A 25769-nucleotide genomic window follows, 5' to 3' on the forward strand; every position below is an offset into this window, starting at 1 on the left:
GTCAGTCAGCCCAGCCGGACGCGTGCGGCCGGTCAGTCAGCCCAGCCGGGCGCGTGCGCCCGGTCAGTCAGCCCAGCCGGACGCGTGCGGCCGGTCGGCGCGGCGGTCAGCCGGGCGGCCGGTCGGCGCGGCGGTCAGCCGAGGGCCCGGGGTCCGAGGTCGGTGCGGGCGGGCAGCTGGGCCAGCCGGACCGACGCGCCGAGCACCGCCAGTCCGTGCGGCGCCACCACCACCGGCTCCAGCTCGACCGAGGCGACCTCGGGGATGTCGTCCACCAGCTGCGAGACCCGTAGCAGCAGTTCCTCCAGCGCGTCGGTGTCCACCGGCTCCGCGCCGTGCCAGCCGAACAGCAGCGGGGCGGCCTTGATCTCCCGGATCAGCCCGGCGGCCGCCCGGTCGGTGGCCGGGATCAGCCGGTGCGCGACGTCGCCGAGCAGTTCCGAGGCGGCTCCGGCCAGGCCGAAGGAGAGGATCGCGCCGACGGCGGGGTCGACGGTGGCGGAGACGGTGGTGTCCACGCCGCGCGCGGCCATCCGCTGCACCACCAGCCGGGCGTCCGAGCCGAGCAGGGCGGTGCTCTCCTGGTGGGCGCGGCGCAGCTCGGCCTCGCTGCTGAGGTCGAGCCGGACCGAGCCCAGGTCGGCGCGGTGCCGCAGGCTGGGGCTGGTGGCCTTGAGCGCGACCGGGTAGCCCAGCTCGGCGGCGGCGCGGACGGCGTCGGCCTCGCCCGGCGCGCTGATGCCGCGCATCACCTCGATGCCGTAGTGGCCGAGCAGCTCGGCGGCGGCGTCCTGGTCGAGCCGGGTGGCGGCGCCGGTGGTGAGGGCGTCGGCAACCAGCCTGCGGGCCGACCCTTCGGCAATGTGTTCGAATTCAGGGATCCGTCCGGTGTCCGCGCTGCCCCGGCACCAGGCGGCGTGCCGGGCGGCGTGCGCCAGCGCGCGCACCGCGCGCTCCGGGCGCGGGTACGCCGGTACCGTGCCGCGCAGGTCGGCGGCGAGCTCGGACAGCGCCAGGTGGATCAGCAGCAGCGGCTTGCCCGCCTCCCGCGCCTGCCCGGCGGCGGTGTGCAGGGCGTCCGCGAAGGCCGTGGTGATCTCGCTGCCGGGGGCGGCGTCCCCGGGGGCGAGCAGCCCGGAGCCGGGGAACCGGGGGAAGGAGTCGGTGCCGATCGGCGGGATCACCACCGCGACCACGATGTCGCTGTCCGGGTCGGCGACGGCGGCGGCCAGCGCCCGCGCCAGGTCCTGCGGGGTGGCGCTGGTGGTCAGGTCCTGCGGCGGCAGCGGGCGCAGCCCGGCGCTGAGGGCGGCGTCGTGGGTCAGCAGCCCGAGCGAGTCGGAGTTGCCGACCACCGCGATCCGGTCGCCGCGCGGCTGCGGCTGGTGCACCAGCAGGTCGGCGACGTCGTAGAGCTCGGTGATGGTGTCCACCCGGATCACCCCGGCCTGCTGGAACAGGGTGTCCACGGTGGTGTCCGGGATCCGGGTGACCGCGGCGTGGCCCTGCGGGATGCTCGCGCTGTGGCGTCCGCCCTTGATCACCACCAGCGGCTTGGCGGCGGCGAGCCGCCGGGCCAGGCGGCTGAACTTGCGCGGGTTGCCGAAGGACTCCAGGTAGAGCAGGGCCACCCGGGTGGCCTCGTCCTCCTCCCAGTACTGGAGCAGGTCGTTGCCGGAGACGTCGGCGCGGTTGCCCGCGGAGACGAAGGAGGACAGGCCGAGGCCGCGCCGGTCGGCGGTCTCCAGCAGCGCCGCGCCGATGGCCCCCGACTGGCTGAAGATGCCGACCGGGCCGGGCGCGGGCAGCCGGGGCGAGAGCGAGGCGTTCAGCCGGATCTCCGGATCGGTGTTGACCAGGCCGAAGGCGTTCGGACCGAGCAGCCGCATCCCGGCCGCGCGGGCCTGGCGGACCAGCTCGCGCTGGCGTTCCCGGCCCTCGGCCCCGGTCTCGGCGTACCCAGCGGTGATCACCACCAGCCCCTGGACGCCGTGCGCGCCGCACTCGGCGACCACCGCCGGGACCTCCTCGGCCGGGACGGCGACCACGGCCAGGTCCACCGGGTCGGTGATGCCCGCCAGCGCGGCGTGCACCGGCACCCCGTCGAAGTCCTCCCCCTCGGCGTGCCGGTTGACCGCGTACACACTGCCGGTGAACCCGCCCTCGGTCAGGTTGCGCAGCACGCTCCGGCCGACGCCTGCCGGGTGGCGTCCGGCGCCGATGACGGCGACCGAGCGGGGCGCGAGCAGCCGTTTGGTGGAGCGGGCCTCGGCCCGGTGCTCGCGGGAGCGCATCACCGCCAGCGATGCCTCGGTCGGCTCCAGGTCGAGCTCGAAGTGCATCACTCCCTCGGCGAAGCTGCGCTGCTGGGTGTACCCGGCGTCGGTGAAGACCTTGCCCATCTTCCGGTTCTCCGGCAGCACCTCGGCGATGAAGCGGCGGATGCCGCGCTCGCGGGCCACCGCGGCGATGTGCTCCAGCAGCGCGGAGGCGACGCCCCGGCCCTGGTGGGCGTCCTGGACCAGGAAGGCGACCTCGGCGTCGGTCCCGGTGCCGGAGGGCTTCCCGTCGGCGTCGATCCGGTCGAAGCGGACGGTGGCGATGAACTCGTCGCGGACCAGCGCCGCCAGGCCGACCCGGTTGACGTAGTCGTGATGGGTGAAGTGGCGGACGTCGCGGGCGGACAGCCGGGGGTAGGGGGCGAAGAAGCGGTAGTACTTCGACTGGTCGGAGACCTCGGTGTAGAAGGCCACCAGCCGGTCGGCGTCGTCCGGGGTGATCGGGCGGACCCGGGCGGTGCCGCCGTCGCGCAGCACGATGTCGGCCTCCCAGTGGGTGGGCGCGGCGGCGCCCTGCGGCCGGGAGGCGTCCTGCGGCACGGCGGCGCCCTGCGGCCGGGGGCCGGAGGGCTCGGAGGGGTCGCTGACCGGGTGCACAGTCGCCAGGCTACGTCGTCGGCGTGCAAGAGGGGGAGGCGCGGGGCATGGTAGGGCCAAGTCGGCCCTCCCACCGAAAGGCACCCATCATGGCTGAGCGCACCGTTACCGTCGGCTGGCCCGAGGGTCTGCACGCCCGTCCCGCTGCCCTCTTCGTCCGCGCGGCCGGGGCGGTCGGCGTCCCGGTGACCATCGCCAAGCCCGGCGGCACCCCGGTGAACGCCGCCTCGATGCTGGCGCTGCTGGGCCTCGGCGCCGAGGCCGGGGACCCGGTGGTGCTCGCCTCCGACGCCGAGGGCGCCGACTCGGCGCTGGACCGGCTGGCGAAGCTGGTCGGCGAGGGCCTGGCCGAGCTGCCCCCGGCCTGACCCGCCGGCCCCTACCGGTCCGGTCCGGTCGGCGCGGCGGCGGGCCGACCGACCGGGGCCGCGGCCTGCCGTGCGTCCCCTTGACCGGTGGTCAACCGGGCTGGCAGCGTGCGCTGGACCGTGGCCGGGCGGAGAGGCAGCGACCGGGCGGAGAGACAGGGGACGAACACATGGCACCGAGCACCACCGCTCCACGCGATTCCGCCGCGTACCGGGACTTCCGCGCCGCCCGTGACCACCTGCTGCGGCACCGCGACGACCTGGAGGCCGCCCGGGCCTTCCCGCGCCCCGCGGGCGAGCACTTCAACTGGGCCCTGGACTGGTTCGACGTGCAGGCCGAGGACAACCACGCGGTGGGCCTGCGGGTGGTCGACCTGGACCAGGACGGCGCGCTGCTCGGTGAGACCGCGCTGACCTTCGCCGAGCTGCGGGAACGCTCCGACCGCACCGCCGGGTGGCTGCGGGCCCAGGGCGTGGCCCGCGGGGACCGGATCCTGCTGCTGCTCGGCAACCAGGTGGCGCTGTGGGAGGTGATGCTCGCGGCGATCAAGCTGGGCGCGATGGTCATCCCGGCCAGCACCCTGCTGTCCCCGGACGACCTGGCCGACCGGCTGGACCGGGGCCGGGTGCGGCACGTGATCGCCGAGTCCCGGCTCACCGGCGGCTTCGCCGGGCAGGAGGGCGGCTGGACCCCGATCGCGGTCGGCGAACCCGTCCCCGGCTGGCGCGACTACGCCGAGGCGGCCGACTTCACCGGCAGCTTCACCCCGGACGGCCCCACCCGGGCCGAGGACCCGCTGCTGCTCTACTTCACCTCCGGCACCACCAGCAGCCCCAAGCTGGTGGAGCACACCCACCGCTCGTACCCGGTGGGCCACCTGTCCACCATGTACTGGATCGGGCTGCGCGCCGGGGACGTCCACCTCAACGTCTCCTCGCCCGGCTGGGCCAAGCACGCCTGGAGCAACTTCTTCGCGCCCTGGAACGCCGGGGCCGAGATCCTGATCGTCAATCAGCCCCGGTTCTCCGCGAAGCCGTTGCTCGACTCCCTGGTCCGCTACCGGGTCACCTCGTTCTGCGCGCCGCCCACGGTGTGGCGGATGCTGCTGCTGGAGGACCTGGGCCGGTGGCAGCCGCCGCTGCGTGAACTCGTCGGCGCCGGGGAGCCGTTGAACCCCGAGGTGGTGGAACGGATCGAGCGCGCCTGGGGAGTTCCGCTGCGCGACGGCTACGGGCAGACCGAGACCACCGCGCAGGTCGGCAACACGCCGGGGCAGTCGGTCAAGCCGGGCTCCATGGGCCGCCCGCTGCCCGGCTACGAGGTGGTCCTGGTGGACCCGGTGACCGGCGCGGAGGTCACCGGGACGGGGACCGAGGGCGAGCTCTGCCTGCCGCTGTCCAGCGGGCCGCTGGGGTTGATGACCGGCTACCAGGGCGACCCCGAGCGCCACGCCGAGGCCATGGCCGGTGACCGCTACCACACCGGCGACGTCGCCTCCCGCGACGCCGACGGCTACTACACCTACGTCGGCCGTGCCGACGACGTGTTCAAGAGCAGCGACTACCGGCTGTCGCCGTTCGAGTTGGAGAGCGTGCTGATCGAGCATCCGGCGGTGACCGAGGCCGCGGTCGTCCCCTCCCCCGACCCGCTGCGGCTCTCCGTGCCGAAGGCGTACGTCGTGCTGACCCCGGGCCACCGGCCCGACGCCGAGACCGCCCGCTCCATCCTGGCCTGGGCCCGGCAGCGGCTCGCCCCCTACAAGCGGATCCGCCGCCTCGAATTCGCCGAGCTGCCCAAGACCATCTCCGGCAAGATCCGGCGGGTCGAACTGCGCGGCCGCGAGGTCGACCTGCACGGCGGGCCCGAGGCCCCGCCCCGGGGCGAACGTGAGTTCTGGGAGGAGGACTTCCCCAACCTCAAGGACGCCTGACCCTCCGCCGGATCGGCCCCGCCGGTCAGACCCGTCCGGTCGCGGCGGGTGCGCCGGAACGCGTCGCCGTCCGGCCCGGCGGTCGGCACGAGCCGTTCCCGCCCGTGCGTCGCCGGTCGCCGGGCGGGTGCCGTCGGTGGCGATCGGGATCGCCCGTCACCCGGCGCCACCGGGCCGACAACCGTTCGTGCGTGGACGACCGAGGCCGCAGGGGCCCGCGCGGGGAGGGCCACTCGCGCAACTGCCCCCCGGCATGATCTGATACGGCCACGACCCAGGCACGCGAGGTGTTCCCGCCCGTACGCCGCCCGGGCCGCACCCGACCATGGCCACCGGCCCACGATGTCGTGCCCGCCGATGTCCAGTGTCACCACGAAGCCTCTCCCTGCCCTACCGGCCTTCGTCCTGGAGACACCGCGTTGAACGACCCGCTGCGCATCTGGCTGAACCGTACCTACGCCGAGAACGCCTTCTTCGTCGCCCTGTTGCGCGAGAACGCCGACCTGGTCGACCTTGAGGTGCACGCCACCCATGTCGATCCCGACTCACCCGTCCTGCGCGCGGCGGACGTCTCCTCGCTGGAACCCGACCGCCTCTCCCCGGCCGCGTACGTGGAGTTCGCCCTCGACTACTGCGACCGGCACCGGATCGACCTGTTCCTGCCCCGGCTGCACCAGTTGGCCGTGGCCGAGCACCGGGCCGAGTTCGAGCTGCTGGGCACGACCGTGGTCAGCCCGCCCAGTGCCGCGATCGAACTGTTCAGCGACAAGGCCACCGCCTACCAGGCGCTGGCCGCCGCCGGACTGCCGGTGCCGCCGTGGTGGCGGGTGACTGACGCCGCGTCACTGCTCGACGCCGTGGCCGGGATCGAGGCGGACGGCGGTGTCCCCTGCCTGAAGCCGGTGAGCGGTGCCGGGGGCGAGGGCTTCCGGGTGCTGACCCGCAAGCCCTTCTCGCTGGGACTGCTGGCCGGGGCGCCCAGTCGACTGGTGTCGCTGGAGCAGGTGGTGGAGGCCCTGGAGCGGGCCGCCGAGCAGCGACCGGACGTCCCCCCGGTCGACTGGCTGGTGATGCCCCAACTCGCGGGCCCCGAGGTCTCGGTGGACTGCCTGGTGGACCGGTCCGGGCGGCTGCGGGGCGCGATCGGGCGCAGCAAGGAGGGCCGTCGCCGGGGCTTCACGCTGGACCCGGCCTACCTGGAGCCCGCCCGGGAGCTGGCCGAGCGCTTCGAGCTGAGCTATCTGACGAACATTCAGTTCCGGCACCAGAACGGGGTGCCGGTGCTGCTCGACATCAACACCCGCCCCTCCGGCGGGTTGCACCAACTGGCGCGCTGCGGAGTGAACTTCCCCTGGGCGGCGATGCGGCTGGCGCTCGGCCAGGAGCCGGTCGGCCTGAACGCGCGGACGCTGGGCGAGGACTACACGCTGATCTCCACGCCCTATCCGACGCTGTCCCGGCAGCTGCCGATACCGGCGCCCCGGGCGGCGGCCGAGGCCGCCGAGGCCCCGGCCATCCTCGGCTGAGGCTGAGGCCGAGCGCCGGCCCGGCGGCGTCAACTCGCTGACGCCGCCGCCTCGGTCAGCATCACGGCGGTCAACTCACCCGCGCGGAACGCGTGTTCACCGCTGGCCGGACGGCAGCGGCGCAACTCGCGGTCGTACTCGGCGAGGACCACCCCGGCGTGGTCGGTGGGCGACTCCTGGTAGCGCACCGGCCAGCCGTGGGCCCGCGCGACCGGGGTGAACTCGCGCGCGGAGCGGACGTCCACCACCGCGTCCTGGGCGCCGTGGTGCAGCCACAGCGGGACCGGGGACTGCTCGGTGGTGGCGATGTCCGCCGCCGCGGCGGGGCCCATCCGCGGGTCCGAGGAGGTCAGGTAGTTCCCGGCGATGCCGACCACCGCCGCCGGGCGCCAGCCCTCGCGCGCCGGGCGCAGCACCGTGGCCAGCGCCGCCCGGGCGCCCAGCGACCATCCGGCGAGTACCGCGCGATCGGCGTCGCCGCCCCAGTCCTCGGCGTGGGCGCGGAGGAAGTCCACCGACTCGTGCAGCTGCGACCAGCCGCTGTCGGGCGCGTCGCAGCGCCAGTCGGGCACCAGCACCAGCAGTCCCTGTTCGGCCGCCCGCGCCGCCAGCGGGGCGAGCACGTCCCGCTCCTGCTTGCCGCGCCCGTGCCACAGCAGCACGGTTCCGGTCGGCCGTCCGAGCGGCCGGTGCACGTCCAGCAGCATCCCGCTGCGGCCGTAGCCGACCGCCTTGACCTTCTCCATCACGCCACTCATGCCACTCATGCCACGGACCTTTCCCACCTGCGGCGACGTCATGCCTCAGCGGCCCGGCGGCATTCCCGGCCGACCGCCTCAGTCGGTCCGCAGGTACCGCTCCACGGTGGCGACCTTCGAGGTCAGGCCGTCGGTGACGCCGTCACGCAGGTCGGCCTTGAGCACCAGGCTGACCCGGCCCGCCCGCTCCCGCACCGCCTCCACCGCGCGCTTCACCACGTCCATCACCTCGTCCCATTCGCCCTCCAGGCTGGTGAACATGGCATCGGTGTGGTTGGGCAGCCCGCTCGCGCGGACCACCCGGACGGCTTCGGCCACCGCCTCCCCCACGTCCTCGCCGGTGCCGATCGGGGTGACGGAGAACGCGACGATCACTGGGACTCCCTCCGGAGCGGCCCGGTGCCCGCCCACCGCGCGCATCGCTGACCGCTGCCGCGACCACCCTAGGGGGCAGCGGCGCCGATCCGGTGCTAGACCTGGCGGTATGCGTCCGTCCTCCGCCGCCCGCCTGGCCGGGGCGCTGGCCGTCGCCCTCGCGTCGGCGTCCTGCGGCCAGGGCGCCGGCCAGGTCGGCCACCAGCTCAGCCGCCCCGAGCGGCTGGCGGTGCGGGTGCTGGCGGTGCTGCCGCACGACCGGACCCAGTTCACCGAGGGGCTGGAGCTGCGGGACGGAGTGCTCTACGAGAGCAGCGGCCTCTACGGCCGCTCCACGCTGCGCGCCGTCGACTGGCGGACCGGCGCGGTGCTGGCCCGGGCGGCGCTGCCGAACGGGCTGTTCGGTGAGGGGATCACCGTGGTCGGCGACCGGATCTGGCAGCTGACCTGGCGTGAGGGGATCGCCCTGGACCGGCGCCGGTCCGACCTGGCCGTGCTCGGCGAGGTCCGCTACTCCGGTCCGGGCTGGGGCCTTTGCTACGACGGCCGACGGCTGGTCATGAGCGACGGCAGCGCCCGGCTGGCCTTCCGCGACCCGCACAGCTTCGCCCGTACCGGCGGCGTCCGGGTGACCGCCGCGGGCAGGCCGGTGACCGGCCTGAACGAGCTCGAATGCGCGGGCGGCTCGGTCTGGGCCAACGTCTGGAGGAGCGGCGACATCCTCCGGATCGACCCGGCGACCGGCGCGGTCACCGGCGTCGCCGACGCCTCCGGCCTGCTGTCCCCGGCGCTGCGCCGTGGCACCGACGTGCTCAACGGCATCGCCGCGCTCCCGGACGGCGCGCAGTTCCTGCTCACCGGGAAGTTCTGGCCGCTGATGTTCCGGGTGACGCTGCGTGCCCTGTCATCACCGGCTTCACCGGGCCACCCCTGAGAGCATGGCGGTGCCGGGGGCGGGAAGGCGCGACGAGAGACCCAAGGAGAAGACATGAGCTCGCACATCTGGACCTACCGCGCGCAGGCAGTACCGGGGCCGCAGACGGACCTGACCGGATTCCGGGTCGAGGCCACCGACGGCCACCTCGGCAAGGTCGCCGAGGCCACGCACGAGGTCGGCACCGCCTACCTGGTCGTCGACACCGGTCCCTGGATCCTCGGCAGCCTGGTGCTGCTGCCCGCGGGCACGGTCACCCACGTGGACGAACAGCAGCGGGTGGTCCACCTGGACCGCAGCAAGGACGAGATCAGGACCGCGCCGCCGTACCGCCCGGGGACCACGCCGGGCGACGTCGCCTACATCGAGCAGGTCCAGAGCTACTACCAGCGCAACTCCTGACGCCTGGTCCGGCGGCCGAGTGCGGCACAGCCGCGCCCGGCCGCCGGTGTGATCGCCGGCCGCGGTGGGCAGTCAAGATCCGTGAAGAGACTGGAACGCACGGCGTCCGCGCCGTGGAGGGAACTGTGAGCGCGTGTGTCATAGGCGCCGGCCTGTCGGGTCTGGCCGCCGCCCACGCGCTGCGGGCGCGTGGGATCGACTTCGTCTGCCTGGAGCAGGCGCCGGAGGTCGGCGGGATCTGGCGGCGGCCGGGGGCGGGTGAGCCCGGTCCGGCGTACCAGGCGCTGCACCTGAACAACGCCAAGGAGCTCACCGGCTTCGCCGACTTCCCGATGTCCGAGGAGCTGCCGCTCTACCCCCGGCACGACCATATCGCCGCCTACCTGCGGGACTTCGCCGAGTGGGCCGGGCTGCGGCCGCACATCGAGCTGCGTACCGAGGTGCTCTCGGTACGGCGGGGGCCCGACGGGCGGTGGACGGTGGTCAGCCGGGACGACCGGGGGACGCTGACGACACGGACCTTCGACCAGGTGGTCGTCGCCTCCGGGCACCACTCGGAACCGGCCCTGCCCAGCCCCCCGCCGCCGGGTGCGGAGTCCTTTGCCGGAACGGTCCTGCACTCGACGGACTACCTGGACGGCCGGGACTTCGCCGGGCAGCGGGTGGTCGTCGTCGGCTTCGGGGCGTCGGCGGTGGACATCGCCGCCGACCTGTCCCGGCACGCGGAGCGCACCGTGCTCTCCGTCCGCCGGGGGCTGCACCTGGTACCCAAGCAGTTGTTCGGCATGTCGGTGGACCTGATCGCCGAGGCTCCCTGGTTCGGCGCCATGTCCCTGGAGGAGCGGCGCCGCTTCATCGAGCAGGCGCTGCTGGTGGCCCGCGGCAAGCTGTCGGACTACGGCCTGCCCGAGCCCGACCATCGGATCTTCTCCTCCGCGGTGACCATCTCCGACGAGATCCTGAGCCGGATCCGGCACGGCGCGGTGCTCCCGAAACCCGCCATCGACTCGCTGGACGGCGACCTGGTGCGCTTCGCCGACGGCAGCTCGGTCGAGGCGGACGCGATCGTCTACTGCACCGGCTTCCACATGGCCTTCCCGTTCGTACCCGGCGGCTGCCCGGCACCGGCCCCCCGGCAGCCGATCGAGCTGTACCGGCGGATCGTCGCGCCCGACCAGCCCGGCCTGCTCTTCGTCGGCCTGATCCGCCCGGTCGGCGCGATCACCCGGCTGGTCGAGGCGCAGGCCCAGTGGGTGGCCCGGGTCGTCGGCGGCGAGCTGGAGCTGCCGTCCGCCGACATCATGCGCAAGGAGATCAACGAGTACCTGAACGGCGTCGCGGCCCGCTACGGGCTGAGCGAGGGCTCCTCGGTCCAGGTCGACATCGGCTCCTACCTGCGGGAGCTGCGGGAGGCATAGCCCTCACCGGGCCGGTTCGGGGCTCCCGTGGACCGCCGTGGCCCACGGGAGCCCCGCCGCCCGCCCTCAGTGCCCGGCCGCCGCCCGCAGCGACCCCGACGCCGTCGGCCGCCGCACCTCGTAGGCCTCCGAGGCGAGGTACGCGGTCACCCGGGGCGCCCGGCCCTGCTGGTGGGCCAGCGCCAGGTAGGCGATCAGTCCCACGCCGTCCTCCAACGGCCGTTCGGTGACCGCCCCCACCGCGCTGACCAGCCGGTCCGGGTCGATGCCGTACCGGCGCAGCAGCACCACCGCGCGGTCCAGGGCCTCCCGGTCGTGCCGGGCGTAGTCGCGGATCGGGACGTACAGGGTGTAGCAGCTGGGCAGCCCGCTCACCGTCTCGGTGAAGCCGTGGCAGCCCTGGACCGGCCGCTGGTCCAGCAGGGCGTCGTGGCCGTCGCCGGGCTCGACGGCCGCGCGCAGGAACGCCTCCAGCTCCGCCGCGTCCGGCCCGCCGGCCATCCGGGACAGGCCGCTCGCCGCCGCCACCGGCAGGTCGTGGTGCGCGGTGTAGACCTTCACCCGGGGTTCGTCCCACTGGCCCAGGTCCAGGGCGAAGAACAGCAGCCGGTCGTTCTCCGGCAGCGCCGCGAACGCCTGCCGGTGGCCGAGCCGACGCAGCGCCTCCCGCACGGTCGCGGTGGCGCGCTCCGGTCCGGACGCGGCCGGATTCAGGTACACCTTCACCTTGGGCACACCACCGGGGAGCAGTTCCAGCGCGCACCACAGGGCCAGGGGTCCCTGCGGGGCGGCCGGGAAGAACAGGTCCTCCAGCTCGTCGAGCCGGTCGGTGTCGAAGCCCCAGAGCCGCGCGAGTTCGCGGACCACCTGGAGTCCGGTGCGCCCGCTCTGCTCCAGACCGCCGATGCCGCCGCCGGGCTCCAGCACCATCCGCAGCGTCGGCCGCGCGCCCGCCACGAAGGAGAGCGAGAACTCGACCGGCGTCCGGTCGTCGGACAGGAAGGACCAGGGGGCGGCGGGCGGCAGACCCAGCGGCCGCTCGGCGACCGGGCCCAGCATTTCGGCCAGGATCTCCGTGTAGGCCGCGGCGTCGGCCCAGCTCAGCCCCACCACCCGGCACAGTCGCCACAGCTGGCCCACCGCGTGCGCACCGAGGGTCCCCGGGCGCGGTGGTGCCGGGCGGGTACGTCGAAGGGCGATCACCGACCCTCCCGTCGGGCGCCGGAGGGCACAACGAGATACCCGCCCGGTTGGGCGGGTATCAAGGGTTGAGACGGTCTGGCAGGCTGCGCATAAGCGGCGTCGGTGGATATGTGGTCCATGACACCTCCTGTCCTGATAAAAGCAACGTGGGATTGCCAGGTTGCTCACTACCCCTGTCGGACATGCGTCATGCACCAGGGGGCAGCCAGGAGGTGTCATATGCCAGTTACTTGGTCAACCAGTTGAGGAACTGACTCCAGCGGCCGACGCGTTCGGTCTTGGGCTCGGCCTGCTGACGCACCGGCCGCTCCGCGCGGATCGGATCGGCGGGCCGGTTGACCGGCTCGATCGGGGTGAACCGGGCGGGCAGGGCGGCGAGTCCGCGGTTGAACGGGCCCGGACGCCAGGTCAGGCTGTCCTCCGGAACCGCGAGTTGGACGTCGGGCAGCTGGTTGAGCAGGTTCTCGATGGCGGTCATGGTGATCTGCCGGGCCGGTTCCTTGGACGGGCAGGCGTGCGGGCCCGCGCTCCAGGCCAGGTGCGCCCGGCTGCCGGCCTGCCGGGCCGTCGCCAGCGCCGGGCCGGTGTTCGCCGCGGCGAAGCTGACCAGCACCAACTCCCCTGCCTGCAACCGCTGTCCGGCGAAGTCCAGGTCGGTCGCCGGGTAGTGCGGGGCGAAGTTCGACATCGGCGGGTTCTCCCACAGCGTGTCGTCGATGGCCTCGTCGATCAGCCCGCCGCTGTGGGCGTAGGTGTCGTGGGTGAGCAGCCGGTGCAGGGTGTTGCCGATCAGGTTCCGCAGCGGCTCGGTCCCGGCCGACAGCAGCAGCGCGACCTGGTTCACCATCTCCTGGTCGGTCAGCTTGGCCTGATGCTGCATCAGCCAGGTGGTGACGTCGTCGCCCGGCTGGCTCCGCTTGAGCGCCACCAGTTCGCCGACCGCGCCGAACAGCACCTCGGCCGACTTCTCGGCGTTGATGCCGTCGAACATGCCGGTGATGCCGAACAGCACCCGGTCGCCGATGTCGGCGGTGCAGCCGAACAGTTCGTTGAAGACGAACAGCGGCAGCTGCTTGGTGTAGTCACCCAGCAGGTCGGCCGAACCCCGGCCGCCGAACTGGGAGATGAGGTAGCTGGAGACCTGCCCGGTGCTGCGGGTCAGCCGCCGGGTATCCACCCGGGCCATGCTGTCGGTGACCGCCTGCCGCAGCCGCAGGTGCTCGGCGCCGTCGCTGAACATGCAGTTGGGCCGGTACGCCAGCAGCGGCGCCACCGGGCTGTCCGGGGCGACCTTGCCCTCGTTGAACGCCTGCCAGCGGCGCGAGTCCTTGCGGAACGAGGCGGAGTCCTGGAGCAGTTGCAGCGCGGTCGAGTAGTCGGTGACCAGCGTCGCCTCCACTCCGGGGGCGAGCTCGACCGGCGCGGTCGGGCCGTAGTGGCGCATGTAGGAGTAGTAGGCCTGGGGATCGGCCGCGAACTCCGCCCCGTACAGCGGTACCCGGCCGCCGGAACCGTGGGCGGGGCAACCGGGCGGGGGCACCGGGACGGAAGATCGAGCGTCCATGTCTGCTTGTGGCTCCTAGCGGGCGCGGTCCAGCAAATAGCGGACGAGAGTGGTGAGCGCGGCGGCCGACGACTTCTCGTCGCGCGCGTCGCAGGTGACGACGGGGGTGTCGTCGAGGAGGTCCAGGGCCTCACGGAGCGCCGCCTCGTCGCGCAGCGGGCTGCCGTCGAAGTGGTTGACCGCGATGGCGTAGTCGAGGCCGTAGTGCTCGATCAGGTCGATCACGCCGAACGAGTCGGCCAGTCGCTCGGGGTCGACCAGGATCAGCCCCCGAGCGCGCCGCGGGCCATCTCCTCCCACAGTTCCAGGAAGCGCTGCTGCCCGGGTGTGCCGAACAGGTACAGCACGACGCGGTCGCTGATGGTCAGCCGACCGAAGTCCATGGCGACCGTGGTGGTGGTCTTGCCCCGGACTCCCTTCAGGTCGTCGACCGACTCGGCGACCCGCGTCATGGTCTCCTCGGTGGACAGCGGCTCGATCTCGGAGATCGAGCCGATGAACGTGGTCTTGCCCACCGCGAAGTGCCCGACGACGAGGATCTTCACAGCGGTCTGCGTGGCCCCTTCGCGGACGTAGTCCTGCTGGTCCAGGTTCCGTGGTTCACGCAAACTTGGCCCGGAGACCATTGAGTACCTCCTCCAGGAGCTCCTTGTTGGCGAGGGTGGCGCGGGCCACCGGCGGGCGGGTGATCAGGTAGCCGGCCTCGGTGAGCGCGGCCAGCAGGATCTTCACCACGCCCAGCGGCAGCCGGGTGTGCCCGGCGATCTCGGCGACCGAGAGGTAGCCGACCGAACAGATGTCCAGCAGCCTTAGCTCCTCGGGCGACATCCGCATCGGCCGCTGCCCCTGCTGGGGCGCCGCGGTGACCAGCGTGATCAGGGAGAGCTGCTCCTCGTCGGGCAGCCCACGCCCCTTGGTGATGACGTACGGTCGCACTAATTCCGCGGCTTCCAGTTCCCACTCCTCGGGCGCGGTCATCAGTGCACCCCGAGGTTCTCGCGCGGCGCGGTCGCCAGCGCCTTGCCCAGCTGGCCGACGAGTTGCTGCATCCGGAAGGTGATGTCCTGCATGTCGACCTCGGGGTAGGCGGAGACGCCGAGGTAGGCGCCCTCACCGGCGGAGATCAGGAACACCCAGCCGCCGTCGAACTCGACCAACGTCTGCCGCCACTGCTGCCGGGGGGCGTCGCAGAAGAACCCGAGCGACCGGCTCAGCGACTGCACCCCGCTCATCGCGGCGGCGACCCGGTCCGCGTTGTCCTTGTCGAAGTCCTTGGTGCGGGCCATCAGCAGACCGTCGGCCGAGATCAGCACGGCGTGCAGGGCGCCGGGGATCTCCAGCGCGCTGTCGAGCATCCATGACAGGTCGTCGTTCATGTGAACTCATGTCCTTCACTGCTTGCACCACGAAGGCTGCTCGTCTGGTCGGTGTCACTCGCGTGTGTGGCCCGACCCGACCGGGTGCCCCGTTGGAAGGCGCCCATGATCGCCGCGGTCTCCACGCCGGAGCGGGCGGAGCCGAGGGCGGCGGGCTCGCGCTCGCTGCCGGGAACGATCGCCATCGGCCGCTTGCGGTGCCGCCGGGGCAGACCGTCGGCGGTCGACTGCGCGACCGAGCCGGAGTCGGCACCGACCGGGACCGGCGCGGCGGCGGGGGGCATCGCGGAGGACATGGTGGGGGCGGGCGCCTTCCGCTCGGGCATGCCGGTGAGCAGTTCGTGCGGCAGCAGCAGCACCGCCCGCACGCCGCCGTAGGGCGAGGACGAGTCCACCGACACCTCGAAGCCGAAGCGCTCGCAGAGCACACCGATCACCGGCAGGCCGAACTGCGGCGGATTGCCGAGCCCGGCGACGCCGGAGACCCGCTCGGTGCTCAACAGCCGCTCGGCGCGGGCCCGTTCCTCGTCGTTCATGCCGACACCGGCGTCGTCGACGACGATGACCACGCCCTTGGGCACGGTCCGGATGTTGATCTCGACGACGGTGTCCGGGCTGGAGTAGCTGGTCGCGTTGTCGAGCAGCTCGGCGAGGGCCAGGGCGACCGGTTCGACGGCCCGGCTGGTGACGCCGAAGTCCACCTGGGACAGGATCTCCACCCGCCGGAAGTGCCGGACCCGGCCCTGCGCGCTGCGGACCACGTCGTAGACCGAGGCGACATCGCGGTGACGGCCCAGCCAGCCGTCGCACAGCACGGCGATGGACTGTGCGCGGCGGCCGAACTGGGAGTTGGTGTGGTCGACCTCCAGCAGGTCCTGGAGGATGACCGACTCGCCGTACTTGCTCTGCAGTCGGGAGAGGATCAACTGCTGTTCGGCGGCGAGGCCTTGCAGGGTCCGCATGGCGGACTTCAGCACGGTCTTGGTGGCGTCCTCGGCCTGTTCCTGGGCCGCCTCGACGGACTGCGCGTAGTGGTGCTCAAGATCGGAGTAGTGCTCCCTGAGGGCATCCATCTCCCGCTGAAACGCCCTGGCCGCCTTGCGCTGCCGGACGACGAGTGCCGCCGTGGCGAGGAGGAGGACGACAAGAGCCCAGAGCACTGGGTTCTCGGTGTATTCCGTCATAAGACTCTCTTCAGGCGACTGGCGGCCGGCTGCCGGCTGCAAACTCCCCGGCACCGCAGGGCGAGCCCGCTTCGCTTCGCAAGCGAGGTGATCTTATCATCGGACGAACCGTCCACAGACGAGTCCCAGATGTGATGATCCTTCTCATATGGTGCGGGACACCGCAGTTGGCCACGCAGGTGAACATTCGCCCCTCCCGCCCAGCACCGCTCCACCCATGGTCAGCGCCCCCGCGCCGGTGATCGACCCGGCCCGGTGAAGGTCTCGGGGAGATCCGCCCCGCCCTGCCCGATCCGGCCGGTCAGCCCTTCACGCAGACCAGTTGCTTCAACTGGGCGACGACCTCGACCAGGTCGGTCTGCTGGGCCATGACCTGCTCGATCGGCTTGTAGGCGCCCGGGATCTCGTCGACCACGCCGGAGTCCTTGCGGCACTCCACACCCCTGGTCTGCTCCTCCAGGTCCCGCACCCCGAACCTCCGCTTCGCCGCGTTGCGGCTCATCTTGCGTCCGGCGCCGTGCGAGGCCGAGTTGAAGGCCGCCTCGTTGCCAAGGCCCTTGACGATGTAGGAGCCGGTACCCATGGACCCCGGGATGATCCCGAACTCCCCGGAGCCCGCCCGGATCGCGCCCTTCCGGGTGACCAGCAACTCCTGTCCGCCGTAGACCTCTTCGCTGACGTAGTTGTGGTGACAGCTGATCACCTGCTCAAAGCCGACCCGGGCTCGGGTGAACTCCCTGCGGACCACGTTCTGGAAGAGCGCCATCATCACCGCCCGGTTGTGCTTGGCGTACTCCTGCGCCCAGAACAGGTCCTGCCGGTAGGCGGCCATCTGCGGGGTGTCCGCGATGAAGACCGCCAGGTCGCGGTCGACCAGGCCCTGGTTGTGCGGCAGCGAGCGGGCCACGTCCATGTGGTGCTCGGCGAGTTCCTTGCCGATGTTGCGGGAGCCGGAGTGCAGCATCAGCCAGACCCCGCCCGCCGTGTCCAGGCAGAACTCCAGGAAGTGGTTGCCCGAGCCGAGCGAGCCCAGTTGCGACATCGCCCGCTCCCGCCGCCAGTGCACCTGCGGCGCGACCTGGTCGAACCGCGACCAGAAGTCGTTCCAGCCCGCCACCGGGTAGCCGTGCAGCTTGGTCGGATCGACCGCCTCCGCGTGCGCGGCCCGGCCGACCGGGATCGCGCGCTCGATCCGGTCACGCAGCCGGGAGAGGTTGTCCGGCAGGTCGCGGGCGGTGAGCGTGGTCTTCACCGCGCTCATCCCGCAGCCGATGTCGACGCCGACGGCGGCCGGGCAGACCGCCCCCCGCATGGCGATGACCGAGCCGACGGTGGCCCCCTTGCCCAGGTGCACGTCGGGCATCACGGCGAGGCCCGCGATCCACGGCAGCGTGGAGATGTTGCGCAACTGCTGCATCGCCTGGCCCTCGACGGCGGCCGGATCGGTCCACATCCGGATGGGCACCCGGACGCCGGGGACTTCGGTGTACGACATGGTGGAAACGACCTCCGAGGTCGGTGTCTCACGATCAGGGTGCCGTACGGGGAACCCGGTACGGCGCGGTGGTGTGCCGCGTGTCAGTGGGAATGGCGGGCGGTGGAGGGGCGTCGCCTCGGGGAGGTGCGAACGCCGTGGCGTTCGCAGATCGACTCGACCCGCATGCTGACCGCCTCCTCTCCACCGCCTCGGGGACCGGGCTTCAGCGCCGGTCACGGACACCATTCAGCCACGCCACGCGGCAACGCCGCAACGGAATTCGAGTCCACCGACAACGGCCGCGGCCCCCGCTCCGGTGTTCGGAGCGGGGGCCGCGGCCGTTGGTCTGACGATGCGTCAGTGCATCATCATCGGTGCCACGTCGGCGATCTCCTCGCCGACGCCGCCGGTGACCGGGGCGACGGCCTCGCGGCCCGCGGTGATCAGCGTGTAGCTGATCACGGCGGACACGATCAGGATCCCGACCGCGAACCAGATCGCCTCCACGTAACCGTGGATCGCGCCCTGGGCGAGGTACGCCGGGTTGCCGTGGTGGGACTTCATGAAGCTGGTGGTGGCGTTCACGGCGATGGTGCTGAGCAGCGCCGTGCCGATCGAACCGCCCACCTGCTGCGAGGTGTTGGTCATCGCCGAGGCGACACCCGCGTCCGTCGCCCGCACCCCGTAGGTGGACAGGCTCATGGCGGGCATGAACGCGGTGCCCATGCCCAGGCCGAGCAGCACCAGGCCGGGCAGGACCACGGTCGCGTAGGAACTGGTGACCGACAGCTGGGTGAGGATCAGCATGCCCAGCGCGGCGACCACGAAGCCGGGGGCCATCAGGTAGCGCGGCGGGACCCGGTTCATCAGCCGGGCGCCGATCTGGGTCGAGCCGGTGATCATGCCCGCGATCATCGGCAGGAAGGCCACACCGGTCATCACCGGGCTGTAGCCCTTGTTCTCCTGCAGGTAGTACGTCAGGAAGAGGAACAGGCCGTACATGCCGATGATGGCCAGGCCGAGCGACAGGTAGGCACCACCGCGGTTGCGTTCGGTGATCACCCGCAGCGGCAGCAGCGGGGCCTTGACCCGGGCCTCCACCACCACGAAGGAGACCAGCAGGACCGCGGCGGCGACGAACAGGCCGATGGTCGTGCCCGCGCCCCAACCGCTGGTGGACGCCTTGGTGAAGCCGTAGACCAGGGCGACCAGGCCGGTGGTGGCCAGCAGCACGCCGGGGATGTCGAGCCGGCTGCGGTTGCGGGCACCCTCGGGCTCGTGGATGAAGAGCACCGCGCCGATGGCCGCGACCACGGCGAAGCCGATGTTGATGAACAGCGCCCAGCGCCAGTTGGCGTACTGGGTGAGCACCCCGCCCAGGATCAGGCCGACGGCGCCACCGGCGCCGGCGATGGCACCGAAGATGCCGAACGCCTTGGCGCGCTCCTTGGACTCGGTGAAGGTGACCGTGAGCAGCGAGAGCGCGGCCGGGGCGAGCAGCGCGCCGAAGACACCCTGGAGGGCGCGGGCGCCGAGCAGCATCGCCTCGTTGACGGCCGAGCCGCCGAGGGCGGAGGCCAGGGCGAAGCCGACCAGGCCGATGATGAACGCGCGCTTGCGTCCCCACAGGTCGGAGATGCGTCCGCCGAAGAGCAGCAGGCCGCCGAAGGCCAGGCTGTAGGCGGTGATCACCCACTGCCGGTCGGCGTCGGAGATGTGCAGCGACGCCTGGGCGTGCGGCAGGGCGATGTTGACCACGGTGGCGTCGAGCACCACCATGAGCTGGGCTATGGCGATGAAGGCCAGCGCCTTCCAGCGCTGGGGATCAGCCTTTGCTTCTGCGAGGTTGCCGGTTTCAGGCATGGGTGTTCCCGTGTTTGTGTGTCAGCAAAAATCTGGTTACGGCTGACGCACAGTCATCGTGCGCCTGTCGATGGAAAGTTGTTCAGTCGATGGAAAGCTGTTCAGCAGTCGGTCCGCACCGCGCAGTCGCGGCGCAGGTCCTGGAGAGTGGTCGGCCGCCCGGGGAGAACGGAGCGGGCCGGTGCGCGCAGGCCGTCCAGGAAGAGCTGGAGGCTGCGGTGCACGGACTTGTTGTGGTCAGCGGGTAGTGCGCCCGGGAGCGGGCGCGCGATCTGGGCGGCGACGGTGAGGATGTCACCGGCGCCGATGTCCTGCCGGAGGCTGCCCTCCGCCTGGGCCTTGGCGATGATGGCCTCAACCGCGGTGTCGAGGCGGTCCTGCGCGGCCATGAGCTCGGGTTCCCCCGGGTCCATCCACTCGGCGAGCATCGGGCACAGGGCACCGACGTTCCCGTCGACCGCGCCGTGGACCACCTGCGCCAGCGCGTCGAACGCCTCCGGCACCTCGGCCAGCATGGTCTCGGCCTGTGTCGCCATGGTATCGAACACAGCGAGCACAACACTGCGGGAGAGCTCCCGCCGGTCGGGGAAGTGCCGGTACAGCGTGGCGTTGCCGACCCCGGCCCGGCGGGCGATCTCGTCGAGTGCGACCTCCGCACCGAACTCGACGAACGCCTCCTGCGCCGCGGCGACGATGCGCTCGCGGTTGCGGGTGGCGTCCGCGCGCAGTCGGGGAGCGCCGGTCCTGGTGGCCAGGTCGGTCTTGGTGGCCAGGTCGGTCATGGTCCTCTCCTCTGCTGCGTGAGTAACGGTACGGGACTCTGGTGGCGGCTTGACGTTGGTAACGGTCTGGAAACGGGGAAGGATCCCCCGGTTCCTTCAGTCAATCAGCTAAACGGGGAGCGGATCCCCGGAAAGTCCCCAGATCGATGTGACGCCTGTCACATTCGTACAAGTGCGCTAAAGTCCGCAGCTGAGAGGGGGGAATCGACCTTGAAAGCTGACACGGCGGACACCGCCCGGACATCCGCCGGGCAGCCCACCGGTATAGGCGGGGCGCTCTCCCGCATGGGCGAGGCCCTGAACCGCCGCGACTTCCGCTGGTGGTTCGGCAGCCAGGTGCTCTCCTCCTCCGGCAGTATGACCCAGGCCGTCGCGCTGTCCTGGGTGGTGCTCCAGCAGACCGGCAACGCCTTCTGGCTGAGCGTGCTCAGCCTGTGCACCTGGGGTCCGCTGCTGCTGCTCGGCGCCTGGGCCGGAACCCTGGTCGACCGCCACGACCGGCGTCGGCTGCTGCTCGCGACCCAGCTCCTGCTCACCCTGTCCGGGCTCGCGCTGAGCCTGCTGACCGCCACGCACCTGCTCGCGCTGTGGCTGATCCTGGTCATCTCGGTCCTGTCCGGGGTGGTCACCACCGTCGACTCCCCGGCCCGCCAGGTCTACGTGGTGGACCTGGTCGGCACCAAGGCCGTGGCCAGCGCGGTCGGCCTGTGGGAGGTCGCCCTCAACGCCTCCCGGGTGCTCGGCCCCGCCCTCGGCGGCGCGCTGCTGGCCACGGTCGGACCCGCGGCCTGCTTCCTCGCCAACGCGATCTCCTTCCTGCCGCCGCTGTACGTGCTGTGGCGGATGGTCCCGCAGCCCGACCGAGCCGCCGGCCGCCGCGCCCGCCCCGCGAAGGAACCCGGCGCGATCCGCTCCGGGCTGCGCTACGCCTGGCGGACCCCGGTCATCCGGGCCTGCCTGCCGCTCTCCACCGCCAGCGGGATGCTGTTCGCCATGGGCATCGCGCTGCCGCTGCTGGCCACCCGCGCGCTGCACCTGGGCGGCGGCGGCTACGGCGCGCTGATGGCCGCCTTCGGCCTCGGCGCGCTGCCCGGCGCGCTGCTCGCCGCCGGGACGGTCACCCCGACCGGGCCACGGGTGCGGGTGCTGGCGCTGGCCACCGGCGGCTCGGTGCTGCTCACCGCCTGGGCGCCCTACCTGGTGGTGGCTTTCGGCGCGATGGCGCTGACCGGGTTCACCTCGATCTGGTTCATCGCCACCACCAACACCCTGGTCCAGTTGGAGTCCCGGCCGGAGATGCGCGGCCGGGTGATGAGCCTGTGGGGCATGGCGATGACCGGGACCCTCCCCCTGACCGGTTTCCTGGTCTCCGGCGTCGGCGAGTCGCTCGGGGCCCGCGCCGGGTTCTCCGTCTCCGGCACCGCGCTGCTGCTGGCCGCGCTGCTCGGCTGGCGCGCCCTGTCCGGCGACCGCTGAGCGGCCGCCGCCCCGGAAACCCGCGGCGCGATCGGCGCCGCCGCTGCTAACCTCCCCCGCATGAGCTCCAGGCCCTAGCAGACCTGCGGACCGCACCGCGCCGCGAGGCCGGGCGGTACCGCGATCGGTCATGCCCGTCTGCTGACTCCGGAGAATCCCCATGCCACGCCCCTCCCGGGGCAGCGCGTCCTATCGCGCTGTCCTGGCACTGCCCCATGCCCGTGCCCTGTTCACCGCCGCGACGCTGGCCCGGCTCGGCTACGGGCTGCTCGGCCTCCCGCTGCTGCTGTCGGTCCACGCCGGGACCGGCTCCTACGCCGTCGCCGGTACCGCCTCCGGGCTGTTCGGCCTGGTCGGCGCGGTGGTCGGACCGGCCCGCGCGCGACTGGTGGAGCGGCGCCCCGGCACCCTGCCGCTGCTGGCCACCGGTTACACGGCGCTGCTCGCGCTGACCGCGCTCGCGGGCGCCGTCGGCGTCGCGCCCTGGCTCGCGATCACTCTCGTGGCCACCGCCGGAGCGATCGCCCCGCCGGTCGGGCCACTGGCCCGGACCCGGTGGGGCGTGCTGGCGGCCGACCAGGCCCAGCGGCAGTGCGCGTTGAGCCTGGACACCGTCGGCGAGTCGACTGCCTTCGCGGTGGGCCCGGCGCTCGGCGGCGGACTGATCGCCACCGCCTCCGCCCCGCTCGCGCTGGCGGTCTGCGCCGGACTGACCGCCGTCGGCTTCAGCGCGCTGGCCGCCGTACTGCGCCGCGCCCCGGCTCCGGGCCGGGCGGCCGCGGCCGGGCCCGGAACCGATGCCGCCCGGCCGCCGCTGCGCGCCCCGGGCCTCGCCGCCGCGCTGGCGGCGGTGACCGGCTCCGGCTGCGCGCTCGCGGTACTGGAGATCGCGGCCGTCGCCACCTGGGGCGCCGCCGCCACCGGTTGGCTGCTGGCGCTGTCCTCCCTCGGCGGCGTGGTCGGCGGCCTGGTCTACGGCCGACAGGGCTGGAGCCTGCCCCTCGGCCGCCGGTTGACGCTGCTGGCCGCCGCCGGGGCCGGGTGCTACGCGCTGCCCGCGCTGGCGCCGCTGCTGCCGGTCGCGGCCCCGGCGCTGCTGGCCGCCGGGGCGTTCGGCGACACCCTGCTGATCACCGCGTACCTGCTGGTGGACGAGCGGGTGGCGGCGGGCGCCAGGACCGAGGCGGGGGCGTGGGTGAACACCGGCTACAACCTCGGCTCGGCGCTGGGCTCCGGCGGCGCCGGGATGCTGCTGGACGCCGCCGGGCACCGCGCGGTCCTGCTGGCCGCCGCCGTGGCGGCCGGGGCCGGGGCGCTCGGCGCGGTGGCGAGCGGACGCGGAGCCCTCCACTCGCCACCGGCCGCGGGCGCCGGGTCAGGCGCTGACGACGGTGACCTCGCCGATGCCGAGCTCCTTGACCGACGCGGCAATTGACGCGGCGTCACCGACAAGTACGGTGACCAGCCGGTCCGGTGGGAAGGCGGCGACCACGGCGGCGGTAGCCGCGGCGGTGTCGGTGGCCGCCAACTTCCGGTAGACCTGCGCCTGGTAGTCGTCCGGCAGGCCCTGCTCGACCTGGTCCGCCAGGGTCGCGCAGACCGCCGAGGCGGTCTCGTAGCGCAGCGGCGCCACGCCGACCAGGTTCTGCACCGCGACGTCGCGCTCCTCGTCGGTGAGCCCCTCGGCGGCCAGGGTCCGCAGGATGGTCCAGGTGTCGGCCAGCGCTGGGGCGGTGGACTCGGTGTCCACCGAACCGGAGATGGCCAGCAGCGCCCGGCCGCGGCCGTCCGGCGCCGAGCGCAGCGGCTGGGCGAAGGCGCGGACGCCGTAGGTGTAGCCCTTCTCCTCGCGCAGCACCCGGTCCAGCCGCGAGGTGAGGGTGCCGCCGAGGCAGTAGGTGCCGAGGATCTGCGCGGCCCAGGACGGGTCGTGCCGGTCCGGGCCGATCCGGCCGATCAGCAGCTGGGTCTGCACCGAGCCGGGGCGGTCGACGATGACCACCCGTCCGGTGTCGTCGCCGACCACCGGCGCGGCCACGGAGGCGGCGGCCGGGTCGCCGGTCCAGTCGCCGAGGGTGTCCGCGAGCACCGCGTCGAAGTCGACGCCGGTGAAGTCGCCGACGACCACGACGGTGGCCGTCGCCGGGCGGACGTGCGCCGCGTAGAAGGCGGCGACGGCCGCGCGGTCGATGCCCTTGACCGAGTCGGCGGTCCCGGCCCGGGGGCGCGACAGCCGGTCGGCGGCGTCGAACAGCTCGTCGTAGAAGGCGAAGGCGGCCCGCCGGGACGGGTTGGCCAGCTCGTGGGTGATCTCGTCGAGGCGGTTGGCGACCAGCCGCTCGATCTCGTCGTCCGGCAGCGCCGGGGCGCGGACCGCGTCGGCGAGCAGCCGCAGGCCGCGCTCCAGGCGGGAGGCCGGGACCTCCAGCGCGAGCCGCAGCGAGGTGTGGTCGGCGTGAGCGTCCAGGGTGGCCCCGGCCCGCTCCAGCTCGGCCGCGAACTCCTCGGCGGTCAGCGTCTCGGTGCCCTCGGAGAAGGCCCGGGCGAGGATGGTCGCCACGCCGTCGAGCTCGGCCGGTTCGGCCGCCAGCGGCGCGTCGAGCAGCAGGTCCACCGCGACCAGCTGCTGTCCGGGGCGGTCGCAGCGGAGCACGGTCAGGCCGTTGGGCAGGGTGCTGCGGGTGGGCGCGGGGAACGCCCAGGGGGTCGCCGGGCCGGGCTCGGGGCGCGGGTGGAACGTCATGGCGGAGGTGATGGTCATGCGTGGGCGTCCTCATCGGCGTCGGAGGCTTCGGTGGCGGCTGCGGCTTCGGGAGCGGCTGGCTCGTAGGTGAGGACGGCGCGGTTCCCCGGCGTCAGGTGGTCGGCGGCGACCCGCCGCACCTCCTCGGCGGTGATGTCGAGGACCTTGTCCAGCGCCGAGTTCACCAGCTTGGGGTCGCCGAACAGCACCGCGAACCGGCACAGTTCGTCGGCGCGCCCGTTCACCGTCTCCAGCCGGTCCAGCCACTCCCGCTCGATCTGCGCCTGCGCGCGCTCCAACTCCTCGGGGGTGGGCCCCTCGGCGGCGAAGCGGGCGAGCTCCTCGTCGACGGCCGCCTCGACCGCCTCGACCGTCGCCTCACCCGAGGTCTTCGCGTCCAGCCAGCCCAGCGACGGCGCTCCGGCCAGCCGCAGCAGGCCGAACCCGGCGGTGACCGCGCTCCGGTCGTGCCGGACCAGCCGGTTGTAGAGCCGGCTGGACTCGCCCGAGCCGAGGATGGTCAGCGCCAGGTCGGCGGCGTCGGACTCGCGGGTGCCGTCCTGCGGCAGCGGGTAGGCCGCCATCAGCGCCCGCGAGGGCACCTCCTCGACCAGGTGCTCGCGCAGCGGCGCGCCGTCGCGGACGATGGTGCTGCCGTCGCGCGGCGGGCGCTTGCCGTCGTGCGCGGGGATCGAACCGAAGTACTTCTCGATCCAGGCCAGGGTCTGCTCGGGGTCGATGTCGCCGACCACCGCCAGCACCGCGTTGTTGGGCGCGTAGTAGGTGGTGAAGAAGTCCTGGGCGTCGGCCAGGGTGGCCGCGTCCAGGTCGGCCATGGAGCCGATCGGGGTGTGGTGGTACGGGTGGCCGTCCGGGAAGGCCATCGCCACCAGCCGCTCGAAGGCGGTGCCGTAGGGGACGTTGTCGTACCGCTGGCGGCGCTCGTTCTTCACCACGGCGCGCTGATTGTCCAGGCCGGACAGGTCGAGCGCGGTGAGCAGCGAGCCCATCCGGTCGGCCTCCAGCCACAGCGCCAGCTCGACCTGATGGGCGGGCATGGTCTCGAAGTAGTTGGTGCGTTCGAAGCTGGTGGTGCCGTTCAGCGAGCCACCGGCCCCCTGCACCAGCTCGAAGTGCCCGTTGCCGGGGACCGAGGCCGAGCCCTGGAACATCAGGTGCTCGAAGAGGTGCGCGAGACCGGTACGACCCTTGACCTCGTGACGCGAACCGACGTCGTACCAGAGGCACACGGCGGCGACCGGGGTGAGGTGGTCCTCTGAGAGCACCACCCGCAACCCGTTGTCCAGGGTGTGCTCGCTGATGACGAATCCGTTGGTGGAACTGGGGGCCAGGTCGGCCATCCGCTCTCGTCCTTCCGGTCGGTTACTGCTGGTTTCCTCATTGTGCTGCAACGAACGAGGTGCTCGGAGAGTGCTACCGAATCAGGTTTTGT

21 protein-coding genes and 1 pseudogene are annotated in these 25769 nt (G+C 72.8%); 8 read left to right on the top strand and 14 right to left on the bottom strand.

Annotation, left to right across the window (positions count from 1 at the left end):
* Positions 1-134: 134 nt before the first annotated feature.
* Entirely contained in the window at positions 135-2879 is a 2745-nt protein-coding gene (locus GXP74_RS31885; protein WP_182456775.1) for a GNAT family N-acetyltransferase, read from the bottom strand.
* Between the two features lie 146 nt (positions 2880-3025).
* Here GXP74_RS31885 and GXP74_RS31890 point away from each other — a divergent pair, with 146 nt between their 5' ends.
* The 3 genes from GXP74_RS31890 (at position 3026) to GXP74_RS31900 (ending at position 6761) form a co-directional block, all read left to right on the top strand.
* On the top strand, positions 3026-3304 hold the full coding sequence (locus tag GXP74_RS31890) for an HPr family phosphocarrier protein (RefSeq protein ID WP_182454737.1): 279 nt from the start codon (positions 3026-3028) through the stop codon (positions 3302-3304).
* A gap of 170 nt (positions 3305-3474) precedes the next feature.
* Positions 3475-5235, top strand: a complete 1761-nt coding sequence (locus GXP74_RS31895) for an AMP-binding protein (RefSeq protein WP_182454738.1) — start codon at positions 3475-3477, stop codon at positions 5233-5235.
* A gap of 419 nt (positions 5236-5654) precedes the next feature.
* A complete protein-coding gene (locus GXP74_RS31900; protein ID WP_182454739.1) occupies positions 5655-6761 on the top strand; it encodes an ATP-grasp domain-containing protein in 1107 nt (368 codons plus the stop codon).
* Positions 6762-6790: 29 nt separating this feature from the next.
* On the opposite strand, the gene GXP74_RS31905 is transcribed toward GXP74_RS31900, so the two are convergent.
* A complete protein-coding gene (locus GXP74_RS31905; RefSeq protein ID WP_225448346.1) occupies positions 6791-7528 on the bottom strand; it encodes an alpha/beta hydrolase in 738 nt (245 codons plus the stop codon).
* 69 nt (positions 7529-7597) lie between these two features.
* Positions 7598-7894: an MTH1187 family thiamine-binding protein gene (locus tag GXP74_RS31910; RefSeq protein WP_182454740.1), complete on the bottom strand. Its 297-nt coding sequence runs from the start codon at positions 7892-7894 to the stop codon at positions 7598-7600.
* A 109-nt stretch (positions 7895-8003) separates the two neighbouring features.
* On the opposite strand from GXP74_RS31910, the gene GXP74_RS31915 reads away from it, so the two are divergent.
* The 3 genes from GXP74_RS31915 (at position 8004) to GXP74_RS31925 (ending at position 10648) form a co-directional block, all read left to right on the top strand.
* On the top strand, positions 8004-8828 hold the full coding sequence (locus GXP74_RS31915; RefSeq protein WP_182454741.1) for a glutaminyl-peptide cyclotransferase: 825 nt from the start codon (positions 8004-8006) through the stop codon (positions 8826-8828).
* A 54-nt stretch (positions 8829-8882) separates the two neighbouring features.
* Positions 8883-9230 (top strand): PRC-barrel domain-containing protein, encoded by a 348-nt coding sequence (locus GXP74_RS31920; RefSeq protein WP_182454742.1) that lies wholly within the window; start codon positions 8883-8885, stop codon positions 9228-9230.
* 125 nt (positions 9231-9355) lie between these two features.
* Complete coding sequence (locus GXP74_RS31925; protein WP_182454743.1) at positions 9356-10648, top strand: NAD(P)/FAD-dependent oxidoreductase; 1293 nt, start codon at positions 9356-9358, stop codon at positions 10646-10648.
* Between the two features lie 66 nt (positions 10649-10714).
* On the opposite strand, the gene GXP74_RS31930 is transcribed toward GXP74_RS31925, so the two are convergent.
* The 9 genes and pseudogenes from GXP74_RS31930 to GXP74_RS31970 all read right to left on the bottom strand — a co-directional run bounded on the left by GXP74_RS31930 (position 10715) and on the right by GXP74_RS31970 (position 20097).
* Complete coding sequence (locus GXP74_RS31930; RefSeq protein ID WP_225448347.1) at positions 10715-11851, bottom strand: tryptophan dimethylallyltransferase family protein; 1137 nt, start codon at positions 11849-11851, stop codon at positions 10715-10717.
* A 226-nt stretch (positions 11852-12077) separates the two neighbouring features.
* Entirely contained in the window at positions 12078-13415 is a 1338-nt protein-coding gene (locus GXP74_RS31935; protein ID WP_182454745.1) for a cytochrome P450, read from the bottom strand.
* A gap of 15 nt (positions 13416-13430) precedes the next feature.
* Positions 13431-14041, bottom strand: a pseudogene (locus tag GXP74_RS31940) (ATP/GTP-binding protein).
* Complete coding sequence (locus GXP74_RS31945; RefSeq protein WP_182454746.1) at positions 14016-14393, bottom strand: DUF742 domain-containing protein; 378 nt, start codon at positions 14391-14393, stop codon at positions 14016-14018. The pseudogene GXP74_RS31940 and the gene GXP74_RS31945 overlap by 26 nt, the downstream one beginning before the upstream one ends.
* The gene (locus GXP74_RS31950; RefSeq protein ID WP_182454747.1) at positions 14393-14791 is read right to left on the bottom strand and encodes a roadblock/LC7 domain-containing protein; all 399 of its coding nucleotides are present in this window, start codon (positions 14789-14791) and stop codon (positions 14393-14395) included. Before GXP74_RS31950 ends, GXP74_RS31945 begins: the two co-directional genes overlap by 1 nt.
* A complete protein-coding gene (locus GXP74_RS31955) occupies positions 14788-15975 on the bottom strand; it encodes a sensor histidine kinase (protein WP_182454748.1) in 1188 nt (395 codons plus the stop codon). Before GXP74_RS31955 ends, GXP74_RS31950 begins: the two co-directional genes overlap by 4 nt.
* A gap of 301 nt (positions 15976-16276) precedes the next feature.
* Positions 16277-17470: an RtcB family protein gene (locus GXP74_RS31960; protein ID WP_182454749.1), complete on the bottom strand. Its 1194-nt coding sequence runs from the start codon at positions 17468-17470 to the stop codon at positions 16277-16279.
* Positions 17471-17809: 339 nt separating this feature from the next.
* Positions 17810-19315, bottom strand: coding sequence for an MFS transporter (locus tag GXP74_RS31965; protein WP_182454750.1), 1506 nt, complete (start codon positions 19313-19315; stop codon positions 17810-17812).
* Between the two features lie 101 nt (positions 19316-19416).
* Entirely contained in the window at positions 19417-20097 is a 681-nt protein-coding gene (locus GXP74_RS31970; protein WP_182454751.1) for a TetR/AcrR family transcriptional regulator, read from the bottom strand.
* A gap of 210 nt (positions 20098-20307) precedes the next feature.
* On the opposite strand from GXP74_RS31970, the gene GXP74_RS31975 reads away from it, so the two are divergent.
* Positions 20308-21573 carry an MFS transporter gene (locus tag GXP74_RS31975; protein ID WP_225448348.1) on the top strand — a complete coding sequence of 422 codons (1266 nt, stop codon included), beginning with the start codon at positions 20308-20310 and terminating at the stop codon, positions 21571-21573.
* A 160-nt stretch (positions 21574-21733) separates the two neighbouring features.
* On the top strand, positions 21734-23008 hold the full coding sequence (locus GXP74_RS31980; protein WP_182454752.1) for an MFS transporter: 1275 nt from the start codon (positions 21734-21736) through the stop codon (positions 23006-23008).
* Here GXP74_RS31980 and GXP74_RS31985 read toward each other — a convergent pair.
* Positions 22949-24334, bottom strand: a complete 1386-nt coding sequence (locus tag GXP74_RS31985; RefSeq protein ID WP_182454753.1) for a pitrilysin family protein — start codon at positions 24332-24334, stop codon at positions 22949-22951. The two genes, GXP74_RS31980 and GXP74_RS31985, sit on opposite strands and share 60 nt — an antisense overlap.
* Positions 24331-25677, bottom strand: a complete 1347-nt coding sequence (locus GXP74_RS31990; protein WP_182454754.1) for a pitrilysin family protein — start codon at positions 25675-25677, stop codon at positions 24331-24333. Before GXP74_RS31990 ends, GXP74_RS31985 begins: the two co-directional genes overlap by 4 nt.
* Positions 25678-25769 lie beyond the last annotated feature (92 nt).

The organism is Streptacidiphilus sp. P02-A3a (assembly GCF_014084105.1).
GTDB lineage: Bacteria > Actinomycetota > Actinomycetes > Streptomycetales > Streptomycetaceae > Streptacidiphilus.

Excerpts from the sequence above, each read along its gene's own strand:
- GXP74_RS31890 (WP_182454737.1), top strand. The coding sequence starts at position 3,026 with ATGGCTGAGCGCACCGTTACCGTCGGCTGGCCCGAGGGTCTGCACGCC.
- GXP74_RS31895 (WP_182454738.1), top strand. The coding sequence starts at position 3,475 with ATGGCACCGAGCACCACCGCTCCACGCGATTCCGCCGCGTACCGGGAC.
- GXP74_RS31905 (WP_225448346.1), bottom strand. The coding sequence starts at position 7,528 with ATGAGTGGCATGAGTGGCGTGATGGAGAAGGTCAAGGCGGTCGGCTAC.
- GXP74_RS31915 (WP_182454741.1), top strand. The coding sequence starts at position 8,004 with ATGCGTCCGTCCTCCGCCGCCCGCCTGGCCGGGGCGCTGGCCGTCGCC.
- GXP74_RS31920 (WP_182454742.1), top strand. The coding sequence starts at position 8,883 with ATGAGCTCGCACATCTGGACCTACCGCGCGCAGGCAGTACCGGGGCCG.
- GXP74_RS31935 (WP_182454745.1), bottom strand. The coding sequence starts at position 13,415 with ATGGACGCTCGATCTTCCGTCCCGGTGCCCCCGCCCGGTTGCCCCGCC.
- GXP74_RS31945 (WP_182454746.1), bottom strand. The coding sequence starts at position 14,393 with ATGACCGCGCCCGAGGAGTGGGAACTGGAAGCCGCGGAATTAGTGCGA.
- GXP74_RS31950 (WP_182454747.1), bottom strand. The coding sequence starts at position 14,791 with ATGAACGACGACCTGTCATGGATGCTCGACAGCGCGCTGGAGATCCCC.
- GXP74_RS31955 (WP_182454748.1), bottom strand. The coding sequence starts at position 15,975 with ATGACGGAATACACCGAGAACCCAGTGCTCTGGGCTCTTGTCGTCCTC.
- GXP74_RS31960 (WP_182454749.1), bottom strand. The coding sequence starts at position 17,470 with ATGTCGTACACCGAAGTCCCCGGCGTCCGGGTGCCCATCCGGATGTGG.
- GXP74_RS31965 (WP_182454750.1), bottom strand. The coding sequence starts at position 19,315 with ATGCCTGAAACCGGCAACCTCGCAGAAGCAAAGGCTGATCCCCAGCGC.
- GXP74_RS31970 (WP_182454751.1), bottom strand. The coding sequence starts at position 20,097 with ATGACCGACCTGGCCACCAAGACCGACCTGGCCACCAGGACCGGCGCT.
- GXP74_RS31980 (WP_182454752.1), top strand. The coding sequence starts at position 21,734 with ATGCCACGCCCCTCCCGGGGCAGCGCGTCCTATCGCGCTGTCCTGGCA.
- GXP74_RS31985 (WP_182454753.1), bottom strand. The coding sequence starts at position 24,334 with ATGACCATCACCTCCGCCATGACGTTCCACCCGCGCCCCGAGCCCGGC.
- GXP74_RS31990 (WP_182454754.1), bottom strand. The coding sequence starts at position 25,677 with ATGGCCGACCTGGCCCCCAGTTCCACCAACGGATTCGTCATCAGCGAG.